The following is a 10602-nucleotide window of genomic DNA, read 5'->3' as shown; positions in this document are numbered from 1 at the left end:
GCCGCCGTCGCCGCCGACCAGGGCGAGGGTGAACAGGCCCAGCTCCCGGGCCGTCTCCAAACCGCGCAGGACGTTCTCGCACCCGCCGTCGCGGGTGCCGTGTGGATTGACGGATGACGGCAAACCGGGGTACGTTCCGGGTGTTTTGTGGCGGTGCGAGGGAAATCCGGTGAGATTCCGGTGCGGTCGCGCCACTGTAACCGGGCCTTTCGGGACCGGGAGCCAGGTCACTCGGCCGCCACCGACCTACGAAAAGGGACGCGTCAATCCCGGAGGAGGTGGCCGTGAGCCAGATCTCGGTTCCGCAGGCCCAGCCCATCCCATGGCAGGCACTCACCCGCTGGCTGCTCGCCGTACCGGTGCTGCTGCTGGTCGCCTACCTGGTCGCCTTCGACCAGGGAGCCGTCTCGCAGGCCGGTAACTACCTGCACGAACTCATGCACGACGGGCGCCATCTGCTCGGCGTCCCGTGTCACTGAGCCGCACGTGATCGTCAAACTCATCGTCCGGGGCATGCTCGTCGGACTGCTCGCCGGCCTGTTCGCGGCCGTCTTCGCCTACACCGCGGGCGAGCCGCGCATCGACCGGGCCATCGCGCTGGAGGAGGCGGCCGCGGCGGCCTCCCCCGCCGGTGCCCACTCCCACGAGGCGGCCCAGCCCGCCCACTCCCACGACGAGGACGAGGCGCCCGTCAGCAGGAACGGCCAGCGCCTCGGACTCTTCCTCGCCCTCGGCCTGTACGGCGTGGCGGTCGGCGGCCTGTTCGCCCTCGTCTACGCGGCGGTGCGCGGCAGGGTCGGCCCCCGATCGGAACCGGTGCTCGCGGTCACCCTCGCGGCGGCGGCGTTCCTCGCGATCGTCCTGGTGCCCTTCCTGAAATATCCCGCCAACCCGCCTGCCGTCGGAGACCCCGAGACGATCAACCAGCGGACGGTGCTCTACCTGACCGCGGTGGTCGTCGGGATCCTCGCCGTCGGCGCGGGCACCGCCGCCCACCGGTACGCCTCCCGGAGCGAGCCGTGGCTGCGCTGGCTGGCCGGCGGCGCGTCCCTGCTGGTGCCGGTGGCGGCCGCCTGGATCCTCCTGCCGGAGATCGACGAGGTGCCCCCGGGCTTCCCCGCCGACCTCCTGTGGGACTTCCGTATCGCCTCCCTCGGTACCCAGGCGGTGTTCTGGCTTGGCGTCGGCGCGCTCTTCGCCTTCGCCGCGCGCCGACGCAGCCCGGTGTGACGGCCCCGGTGGGGGTCACCCGCCTGCTGCTCGTCTCCCACGCGTCAACGGCGGCGACGGCACGGGCCGCGTTCCCCGGCGACGAACCGCTCGACGGTCCCGGCCTGCGCCGGGCCGCCGGGCTGACCCCGCCGATCGGGCCGGGCGGCGCGGCGGTTCGCGCCGCCGAGCTGCGCTGCGTCCAGACGGCCGAGGCCCTCGGACTGCGGGCCCTGCCCGATCCGCTGCTCGCCGACTGCGACTACGGCCGGTGGGGCGGCCGGACACTCGCCGAGGTCGAGGCGGCCGAACCCGAGGCGCTCGCGGCCTGGCTCACCGAGCCCGCCGCCGCGCCCCACGGCGGGGAGTCGATCGTCGACCTCCTCGGCCGGGTCGCCGGCTGGCTCTCCGGCCGCGCTCCGGGCCGGATCGTGGCCGTCACCCACCCCTCGATCATCCGCGCCGCGATCGTCCACGCCCTCGGGGCACCCGCCCCCGCCTTCTGGCGGGTCGACGTCGCGCCGCTGGCCCGGGTCGCGCTCACCGGGCGGGGCGGCCGCTGGCGGCTGAGCTGTTCCGTATGACGACACCCAAGGAGATCTCCAAGGTGCGTGATCCGCGTTACCCCTTCACCGCGATCGTGGGATCGGAGGACCTCAAGCTCGCCCTGGTCCTGAACGCCGTGTCCCCCGGCGTCGGCGGGGTTCTGGTCCGGGGCGAGAAGGGGACCGCCAAGTCCACGATCGTGCGGGCACTGGCGGCGCTGCTGCCGCCCGTCGAGGTGGTGCGCGGCTGCCGCTTCTCCTGTGACCCCGCCGCGCCGGACCCCGAGTGCCCCGACGGGCCGCATGGGACGCCCGCGGTGTCCCCGGACCCGGGGGCCCAGGGCGGCACCGTACGGCCCGCCCGGCTGGTCGAGCTGCCGGTGGGGGCCTCGGAGGACCGCCTGGCCGGTTCGCTCGACCTCGAACGGGCGCTCACCGAGGGGGTCAAGGCGTTCGAGCCCGGCCTCCTGGCCGGCGCCCACCGGGGCGTCCTGTACGTGGACGAGGTCAACCTGCTCCACGACCATCTGGTGGACCTGCTGCTCGACGCCGCCGCGCTCGGCACCTGCTACGTCGAGCGGGAGGGCGTGTCGGTGCGGCACGCCGCCCGCTTCCTGCTGGTGGGAACCATGAACCCGGAGGAGGGGGAGCTCCGGCCGCAGCTGCTCGACCGGTTCGGGCTGACCGTGGAGGTCCGGGCCTCGCGGGAGCCGTCCCAGCGGGCGGAGGTGGTACGGCGCCGCCTGGCGTTCGAGGCCGATCCCGCGGAGTTCGCCGCCCGGTGGGCCGGCCGGGAGCGGGCTCTGGCGGCGCGCGTGGCCGAGGCCCGGGCCCGGGTGGCGGACGTGGTCCTGCCCGACTCCGCGCTGCGACGGATCGCCACGGTCTGCGCGGCGTTCGAGGTGGACGGGCTCCGGGCCGACCTGGTCACCGCGCGGGCGGCGATCGCCCACGCGGCCTGGCACGGCCGCGCCGCCGTCACCGCCGACGACGTCCGCGAGGCCGCCAGGCTCGCGCTTCCGCACCGTCGCCGCCGCGACCCCTTCGACGCCCCCGGCCTGGACGAGTCCAAGCTGGAGGACCTCCTCAACCAGGTCCCCGACGACCCGGACGACCCCGACGACCCTGACGACTCCGGCGGCCCCGAGGACCCCGGGGGGCCCGGCGGCTCGGAGAACGACGGCCCCGGCGGCGAGGCCGGTGACGGCGAGGGGGCCGGTGACGACGGCCGGGACTCCCCGGACCCCGCGACCGGCGCCCCGCCCGGCCCCTGCGGCCCGTCCGCCGACGCCGACGCCGACCTCGACCCGGGCGTCGATCCCGGTCCCGGTCCAGACCCCGGCTCCGGCGAGCCCGCCCCCGTCGGCCGATCCTCCGCGGATCCGGGCGCCGAGCCGGGAACCGCCCGGCGCGAGCGGACCTTCGACGCCGACCCGGCCCGACGGGCCAGGCTGTTCACCGTCCCCGGCGTCGGCGCCGGAGCCCCCGGGCGCCGGTCAAGGGCCGCGACGCCCCTCGGCCGTACCACCGGAGCCCGGATCCCCCCGGGGCGGCCCGCCTCCCTCCATCTGCCGGCGACCGTCGCCGCCGCCGCGCCGTACCAGGCCGGACGCGGCAGGAGCGGCCCGGGGCTGCTGCTGCGGCGCGAGGACATCAGGGAGGCGGCCAGGGAGGGCCGGGAGGGCAACCTGGTGCTGTTCGTGGTGGACGCGAGCGGGTCCATGGCCGCCCGGCAGCGCATGCGCGCCGTCAAGGGCGCGGTGCTCGGCCTGCTCATGGACGCCTACCAGCGCCGTGACAAGGTCGGGCTGATCACCTTCCGCGGTACCCGCGCCGACCTGGTCCTGCCGCCCACCTCCTCCGTCGAGGCGGGCGCGGCCAGGCTGCGCGAACTGCCCACCGGCGGACGCACCCCGCTGGCCGCCGGGCTGCTCCGCGCCGCCGAGGTGCTGCGGGTCGAGCGCCTGCGCGATCCGGGCCGCCGTCCACTGCTGGTCCTGGTCACCGACGGGCGGGCCACCTCGGGAACCGTCGAGGAGGCCCACCGGGCCGCGGGGCTGCTGACGGGGGTGGCCACGGTGGTGGTGGACTGCGAGGGCGGTCACGTCCGCCTGGGCCTGGCCGGGTCCCTGGCACGGCGGATGGGCGCCGAGAGCGTCCGCCTCGACGACCTCACCGGCCTCGCCGGGATGATCCGTGAGCGGCGGACCGCCGCATGACAGTGAGAGGCTGACAAGGATGCCCCAGGGAAAACCGGTCAGCGTGCCCGAGGACGGCCTGACCACCCGGCAGCGCCGTACCCGGCCGCTGCTGATCGTGCACACCGGCCCGGGCAAGGGCAAGTCCACCGCGGCCTTCGGCCTGGCCCTGCGCGCCTGGAACCAGGGCTGGCCGATCGGGGTGTTCCAGTTCGTCAAGTCCGCCAAGTGGCGCATCGGTGAGGAGCGCGCCCTGCGCGTGCTCGGCGATTCCGGCGAGGGCGGCCGGGTCAGCTGGCACAAAATGGGGGAGGGCTGGTCCTGGATTCAGCGCCCCGGCAGCGCCGAGGACCACGCCGCCGACGCCCGCGAGGGCTGGGAGCAGATCAAACGCGATCTCGCGGCCGAGACGTTCCGCCTGTACGTGCTCGACGAGTTCACCTACCCGATGAAGTGGGGCTGGATCGACGTCGACGAGGTGGTCGCCACCCTGACGGGCCGGCCGGGCAGCCAGCACGTCGTCGTCACCGGCCGCGACGCGGACCCCCGGCTGCTCGCCGCCGCCGACCTGGTCACCGAGATGGGCAAGGTCAAGCATCCGATGGACGCCGGGCAGAAAGGCCAGAAGGGCATCGAATGGTAGCCCGCCTGGTGATCGCGGCCCCCGCCTCCGGGGCGGGGAAGACCACCGTCGCCACCGGGCTGATGGCCGCGCTCACCAGGCGGGGCCTGGCGGTCTCGCCGCACAAGGTGGGCCCCGACTACATCGATCCGGGCTACCACGCCCTGGCCACCGGCCGTCCGGGGCGCAACCTCGACCCGTGGCTCGTGGGGGAGGAGCTCGTCGCCCCGCTCTTCCTGCACGGCGCCGCGGGAGCCGACCTCGCCGTGGTCGAGGGGGTGATGGGCCTCTACGACGGGGCCGCGGCGAGCGAGTTCGCCTCCACCGCGCACGTCGCCAGGCTGCTGGACGCCCCGGTGGTCCTGGTCGTGGACGCGGCGAGGCAGAGCCGGTCGGTGGCCGCGCTGGTGCACGGGTTCGCCTCCTACGACACCCGGCTCAGGTTCGGCGGGGTGATCCTCAACCGGATCGGCTCCTCCCGGCACGAGGACATCTGCCGGGAGGCCCTCGCCGAGAGCGGCGTCCCGGTGCTGGGCGCGATCCACCGCAGCGACGCCGTCGCCACACCCTCCCGGCATCTCGGGCTCGTCCCCGCGGCCGAACGCCGGACACAGGCCGTCCGGGCCATGGACGCCGTCGCGGCGCTGGTCGCCGCCTCCTGCGACCTGGAGGGGCTCGTGCGGCTCGCCCGCACCGCCCCGCCGCCGCCCGCCGTTCCGTGGTCCCCGGGGCCGGCCGCGCCCGTCACGGCGAGGGTCGCGGTCGCCGGAGGGCAGGCGTTCACCTTCGGCTACACCGAGCAGGCCGAGCTCCTGGCCGCCGCCGGAGCGGAGGTGGTCACCTTCGACCCCCTCGCCGACGAGTCCCTGCCCGAGGGGACGCGGGGAGTGGTGGTCGGCGGCGGTTTCCCCGAGGTCTACGCGGCGGAGCTGTCCGCCAACGAGCCGCTGCGCAAGGAGGTCGCCGCGTTCGGCGGGCCGATCTCGGCCGAGTGCGCGGGCCTGCTCTATCTCGCCAGGCGGCTGGACGGCAGGCCGATGTGCGGGATCCTGGACGCCGACGCCCGGATGACCGGCGCGCTCACCCTCGGCTACCGTGACGCGGTGGCGGTCCGCGACTCGGTGCTGACCAGGAACGGTGAGCGGTATCGAGGCCATGAGTTCCACCGCACGGCCGTCGAGCCCGTGCCGGACCGGCCCCTGTTCCGCTGGCGCGGCGGCGCGGACGGGTTCGCCGACGACCGGGTGGTCGCCTCCTACCTGCACCTGCACTGGGCCGGCAGTCCCCAGCTGGCCACCCGGTTCGTGGCGGCCTGCCGCCGGCCGGTCCGAGGGCTCGCGGAGAACGGTTGACCCCGTGTTCCGCACGCGGCCCCGACGGATCTCGGGCGGCCGTCCGCGGCGCCGGATCTCATGCGGAGTCCGGCCCGCGACGGTGCCGTACGCGCGGAGAACGATATTGATCTACAACGTAAAGGGCGCAGCCGGTGGCCGCATGGACGGCGCCACCGTCACCCCCTCCATCCTGAGCACCTCCAGCAGCATGCGCGCGGCCTGATCGGCGGTGAGGCGGGCCGCCGGATCGCTCCGCAGCAGCCCCTCCAGGACCGGGAGCAGCGACCCGGACTTCACCGGGGCATCGGGACTCCCGGCCGACGCCGTGCTCAGGACCGTCAGCGGATTCGAGTCCGGGTAGGGGGGCCGTCCCTCCGCCGCGAAGTACAGGCTCGCCCCGAACGACCACAGGTCGGCCGCCGGGGCCGCGGCCATGCCCCGCAGGCGCTCCGGCGCCAGGTAACCCGGCGCGCAGCCGACCGGCACGGCCGTCGCCGCGCTCGCCGCGCCGTGCAGCGCCGCGATGCCGAAGTCCGCCAGCACCACCCGGTCGCCGGTCAGCAGGATGTTGCCCGGGTTGATGTCCCGGTGCAGCACGCCGGCCTCGTGCGCGTGGCGCACCCCCGCCAGCAGCTGGAACCCGATCCACGCCGTCCAGTGGACCGGCAGGTGTCCCAGGTGCCCCACCGTCTCCAGCAGGGTCAGGGCCTCCAGCAGCTCCATCACGATCCAGAGCCGCCCGTCCTCCTCCAGCAGGTCGTGCACCGAGACCACCGCCGGATGGCTCAGCCGCCCGGTTGAGCGCACCTCGCGCAACGCGCGGTGGCGCGCCTCCTCCGGGGCGGTGCCGTGTTCGTGGAACCGCGGCAGGATCTCCCTGACGGCCACGTTCCGGCGGAGCCGGGAGTCGTGGGCCCGCCACACGGTGCCGACCCTGTCTCGCCCGGTCGGTGAGATCAGCTGATAGCGCCCCCCGAGCAGGCGGGGCGTCTCCGTTCCCGTTTCCATGGACCACCCGTTGCGCGTCAGAAGCCGGGCCCTCGGCGGATTCATGCTTTCACCGGCGCGGTGCGCCATGTCGCGACATTGGGTAGGCGCGCATAACGATTGCGCCGCGAGGGGCCCCGCGGCGGCGATCAGACGGAGGTGAAGCAGCGCAACTCGGCCAGCATGACCGAGGTCTGCTCGGCGCTCAGCCGGGTCCTGGGATCCTTGCGGAGCAGCCCGCGCAGCACCGGCTCCAGCGCGCCGGCCCGTTTCGGCGGGCGTGCCGGTTCCCGCAACGCCTCCACCAGGGCGGACATCGAGTTCACCACCCGGAACGGCGTCCTGCCCTCCACCGCCATGTAGAGCGTCGCGCCGAACGACCACATGTCCGCCTCGCGTGTCCCGCCCCGGCCGTGCAGGGTCTCCGGTGCGATGAAGGCCGGTGTCCCGCGCATCGAGGTGCCCGCCGTCCCCTCGGGTGCGGCGAAGCCGAAGTCGGCCAGCACCACCCGGTCGCCGGTGAGCATGATGTTGGCGGGCTTGATGTCCCGGTGGATCACCCCGCCGTCGTGCGCGTGCCGCAGCGCGTCCAGCAGGCGGCGTCCCATCGCCGCGACCAGGTCCACCGGGAGCGGACCCGCCTGCATGAGCGTGTCGTGCAGGGTCAGCGCCTCCAGGAACTCCATGACGATCCAGAGCCGCTCGGACTCCTCGGCCAGGTTGTGCACCGTGACGATGCCCCGGTGGCTCAGCCGTGCCGCCATCTGCGCCTCGCGGACCACCCGCCGCCGCTGCTCGGTGGCGGCCGGGCCCGGCGGCAGGGCGATCTCCTTGAGCGCCACCTCTCGCTCCAGTAACAGATCGTAGGCGCGCCAGACCACGCCCGTCGCCCCCCGGCCGACGGGGGAGAGAAGCTTGTAGCGGCTGGCGACGATGGTGCTCACCCGTCAATGATCGCAGTTTCGCGCCCGGATGGCTTACTCGAAGTGGTTCCGACTTGCCCGACGGGGCCGATAAGTCCATATCTGTCCGGTAAAAGGATCAGACGACATCCGGCGCTCGACGTCAAGGGCCGGCGCCCGGGACGCATCGCGACGTCCGGCGGCCGGATCGGCGTGCCGGGCGCGCCCGGATTTGCCTCCGGAGGGCGCGGGCGGGTTGTCTGTGGGAAGGTCCCGGAGTGGCTCTGGCGGGCTCCCGCAAAGATCGCAGGACGATCCACGCGAAATGTCTGCCGGTTCGGGGAAGATATGGGGCAGGAGACGTCCCCCACGTGGAGGTGCCAGATGGCTAGTAAGGACACCGGCGGACAGAGGCAGACCGGCCGGACCGACAGGGAGGTGGAGGAGACCGCTCCCGCGGACTCCACCGACGTCCAGGACCGTCAGGAGAAGCTCTCCGACGACGTCGACGCGATTCTCGATGAGATCGACGAGGTTCTTGAGGAGAACGCGGAGGAATTCGTCAGGTCGTACGTGCAAAAGGGCGGACAGTAGGGCATACGCCCGAATTCACTGTCGGGGCAGGCCGGATCCGGCGGCGGGTCCGAGCGTCTCTCCCGGCCGCGGTCGATCACGGCCAGCCGGGCCCGCCGGGCCGGGCTCCCCGGGTGGCGGCGGACGGCCGCCGAATCCGGCGGTGAACGGGAGCGCCGCTCGGCGGACCGACCACCCGCCGCGACCCGGTCCGCCCGGACGGGGGACGATCTCGGCGCGGAGGTCACGGCCGGAGGATGTGACGGCACGCGCGTCCGTTCTCGGGGCCGGTGCCGGGGGTGCGCCGCGCGCTTGGCGCGGCGACGGGGCACGGTGTAAAGATTCGATGAGCCCGGCGGAGGGGGTTCGCGCTGAGCTGATCCAGGGAAGTGCAAGCAGCACGGCAAGATGAGTAAGGTCGGGCCTATCAAGGACCGCACCTTTGGAGGGAGTCGCGTGGGATCGCACAGGGACCTGCCCGCCGGCATGGTGAATCACATCTTCACGAACAGCGGCGTCTCCTCGTTCACCGAGTTCGTCGGCTCCTACGCGCCGGACTTGCTGCCCGGCCGGAACGAGACCCTGGCAGCCCCGGTCGGCGACCGGATTCCACACGCCACCACGATCGTCGCGGCGACCTGCGCGGGCGGTGTGGTGATAGCCGGTGACCGCAGGGCGACCTCGGGCAACATCATCTCGCAGCGGGACATGGAGAAGGTGTTCCGCACCGACGACTACTCGGCCATGGGCATCGCCGGAGCGGCGAGCACCGGCATCGAGATGGCCCGGCTCTACCGGGTGGAGCTCGAACACTACGAGAAGATGGAGGGCCGTACGCTCTCGGTGGTCGGCAAGGCCAACCGGCTGGCCACCATGATCCGCGGCAACCTCGGCATGGCGATGCAGGGGCTGGTCGTGGTCCCGATCTTCGCCGCCTATGACCCGGCGATCGACGGCGGCCGGATCTTCGGCTACGACGTCGGCGGCGGCCCCTACGAGCAGTCCAACTACCACTCGATCGGCTCCGGCTCGCTGTTCGCGCGAGGCTCCCTGAAGAAGCTCTACCGGGAGAACGCCTCGTCGGAGGAGGTCGTGCTGACACTCATTCACGCGCTCTACGACGCCGCCGACGACGACTCGGCGACCGGCGGCCCCGACATCACCCGCAAGATCTGGCCCGTCGTAGCGCAGATCACCGCCGACGGCTTCCACCGTCTGTCCGACGAGGAGGTGGGCGCCCATGTCCAGACCGTCCTCGACGAGCGGATGAGCTCCCCCGACGGTCCCGTCGCCCCGCTGCGCTAACACGAGAGGATCACCCCAGGTGTCCATGCCTTTTGGATATGTCTCGCCCGAGCAGCAGATGCGGGACAAGGCGGACTACGCGCGTAAGGGGATCGCGCGGGGCCGTAGCGTCGTCGTTCTGCAGTACGAGCACGGCATCCTGTTCGTCGCCCCCAACCCCTCGCGGGCACTGCACAAGATCAGCGAGATCTACGACCGGATCGGGTTCGCCGCGGTCGGCCGCTACAACGAGTTCGAGGCGCTGCGCCTCGGTGGCATACGCTACGCCGACATCAACGGCTACAACTACGCCAGGGACGATGTCACCGCGCGCGGCCTGGCCAACCTCTACGCGCAGAACCTCGGTCAGATCTTCACCGAGTCGCCGAAGCCGTTCGAGGTCGAGATCGTGGTCGCGGAGGTCGGCGACTCCGCCGACGAGGACCACATCTACCGTCTCACCTTCGACGGCTCCGTCTTCGACGAGACCGGCCTGGTGGCGATGGGCGGTCAGGCCGAGGCGGTCGCCGGCCGGCTCAAGGAGCGCTACCGCGACGGCCTGCCGCTGGCCGAGGCGCTGGAGGCGGCGCTGTTCGCGCTCACCGAGCCCGGCGGCGAGCGCTCCCCGGCCGACCAGCTTGAGGTGGCGGTGCTCGACCGCAACCGGCCGCACCGCAAGTTCATGCGGCTCCACGGGCCCAAGCTGGAGCGTCTGCTGGCGGGGGGCGCCGGAACGCCTCTCCGGGAGACCCCGGAGCCCAAGGCCCCCAAAGCGCCGGAGACCTCCGACCTGCCGCCGACCGCGCCCGAAGGTGAGATCGACACCGGCTCCAACGGCTGATCACATCGGCGCCGGGCGCCGCACACCAGGACCCGTCGCCGGGTCGGCTCGCCTGCGGTGATCCGCAAGGTGGCCCGTGACCTGGCCCTTCCGGTCTACGATGTGCA

General features: G+C 73.3%; 11 protein-coding genes and 1 riboswitch. Of the genes, 9 read left to right on the top strand and 2 right to left on the bottom strand.

Going from position 1 to position 10602, the window contains the following annotated elements; all coding sequences use genetic code 11:
* Positions 1-134 precede the first annotated feature (134 nt).
* A riboswitch (cobalamin riboswitch) is annotated at positions 135-254 on the top strand.
* A 30-nt stretch (positions 255-284) separates the two neighbouring features.
* From ACWEF2_RS31000 to ACWEF2_RS30975, 6 genes are read left to right on the top strand one after another with little or no spacing between them, the layout of a single operon-like run.
* Positions 285-479, top strand: coding sequence for a CbtB domain-containing protein (locus ACWEF2_RS31000; protein ID WP_355599167.1), 195 nt, complete (start codon positions 285-287; stop codon positions 477-479).
* A 7-nt stretch (positions 480-486) separates the two neighbouring features.
* Positions 487-1230 carry a CbtA family protein gene (locus ACWEF2_RS30995; RefSeq protein ID WP_453819817.1) on the top strand — a complete coding sequence of 248 codons (744 nt, stop codon included), beginning with the start codon at positions 487-489 and terminating at the stop codon, positions 1228-1230.
* Positions 1227-1793 (top strand): histidine phosphatase family protein, encoded by a 567-nt coding sequence (locus ACWEF2_RS30990; protein WP_453819816.1) that lies wholly within the window; start codon positions 1227-1229, stop codon positions 1791-1793. Before ACWEF2_RS30995 ends, ACWEF2_RS30990 begins: the two co-directional genes overlap by 4 nt.
* Positions 1790-3973, top strand: a complete 2184-nt coding sequence (locus ACWEF2_RS30985) for a putative cobaltochelatase (protein WP_453819815.1) — start codon at positions 1790-1792, stop codon at positions 3971-3973. Before ACWEF2_RS30990 ends, ACWEF2_RS30985 begins: the two co-directional genes overlap by 4 nt.
* A gap of 19 nt (positions 3974-3992) precedes the next feature.
* A complete protein-coding gene (gene cobO, locus ACWEF2_RS30980) occupies positions 3993-4595 on the top strand; it encodes a cob(I)yrinic acid a,c-diamide adenosyltransferase (RefSeq protein ID WP_355599171.1) in 603 nt (200 codons plus the stop codon).
* Positions 4589-5926, top strand: coding sequence for a cobyrinate a,c-diamide synthase (locus ACWEF2_RS30975; protein WP_453819814.1), 1338 nt, complete (start codon positions 4589-4591; stop codon positions 5924-5926). Before cobO ends, ACWEF2_RS30975 begins: the two co-directional genes overlap by 7 nt.
* A 111-nt stretch (positions 5927-6037) precedes the next feature.
* On the opposite strand, the gene ACWEF2_RS30970 is transcribed toward ACWEF2_RS30975, so the two are convergent.
* On the bottom strand, positions 6038-6916 hold the full coding sequence (locus tag ACWEF2_RS30970; RefSeq protein WP_453819813.1) for a serine/threonine-protein kinase: 879 nt from the start codon (positions 6914-6916) through the stop codon (positions 6038-6040).
* A gap of 128 nt (positions 6917-7044) precedes the next feature.
* The gene (locus tag ACWEF2_RS30965; RefSeq protein WP_355599174.1) at positions 7045-7839 is read right to left on the bottom strand and encodes a serine/threonine-protein kinase; all 795 of its coding nucleotides are present in this window, start codon (positions 7837-7839) and stop codon (positions 7045-7047) included.
* 342 nt (positions 7840-8181) lie between these two features.
* On the opposite strand from ACWEF2_RS30965, the gene ACWEF2_RS30960 reads away from it, so the two are divergent.
* The 3 genes from ACWEF2_RS30960 (at position 8182) to prcA (ending at position 10495) form a co-directional block, all read left to right on the top strand.
* Positions 8182-8391 carry a ubiquitin-like protein Pup gene (locus ACWEF2_RS30960; RefSeq protein ID WP_355599175.1) on the top strand — a complete coding sequence of 70 codons (210 nt, stop codon included), beginning with the start codon at positions 8182-8184 and terminating at the stop codon, positions 8389-8391.
* Between the two features lie 435 nt (positions 8392-8826).
* Complete coding sequence (gene prcB, locus ACWEF2_RS30955; protein WP_453819812.1) at positions 8827-9675, top strand: proteasome subunit beta; 849 nt, start codon at positions 8827-8829, stop codon at positions 9673-9675.
* A gap of 25 nt (positions 9676-9700) precedes the next feature.
* The gene (gene prcA, locus ACWEF2_RS30950) at positions 9701-10495 is read left to right on the top strand and encodes a proteasome subunit alpha (RefSeq protein WP_453819811.1); all 795 of its coding nucleotides are present in this window, start codon (positions 9701-9703) and stop codon (positions 10493-10495) included.
* Positions 10496-10602: the final 107 nt, after the last annotated feature.

The sequence above is a fragment of the Streptosporangium sp. NPDC004631 genome (genome assembly GCF_053601935.1).
This window is presented reverse-complemented; position numbering and strand designations above follow the sequence as displayed.

Excerpts from the sequence above, each read along its gene's own strand:
- ACWEF2_RS30960 (WP_355599175.1), top strand. The coding sequence starts at position 8,182 with ATGGCTAGTAAGGACACCGGCGGACAGAGGCAGACCGGCCGGACCGAC.
- ACWEF2_RS30975 (WP_453819814.1), top strand. The coding sequence starts at position 4,589 with ATGGTAGCCCGCCTGGTGATCGCGGCCCCCGCCTCCGGGGCGGGGAAG.
- ACWEF2_RS30985 (WP_453819815.1), top strand. The coding sequence starts at position 1,790 with ATGACGACACCCAAGGAGATCTCCAAGGTGCGTGATCCGCGTTACCCC.
- ACWEF2_RS30970 (WP_453819813.1), bottom strand. The coding sequence starts at position 6,916 with ATGGAAACGGGAACGGAGACGCCCCGCCTGCTCGGGGGGCGCTATCAG.
- cobO (WP_355599171.1), top strand. The coding sequence starts at position 3,993 with ATGCCCCAGGGAAAACCGGTCAGCGTGCCCGAGGACGGCCTGACCACC.
- prcA (WP_453819811.1), top strand. The coding sequence starts at position 9,701 with ATGCCTTTTGGATATGTCTCGCCCGAGCAGCAGATGCGGGACAAGGCG.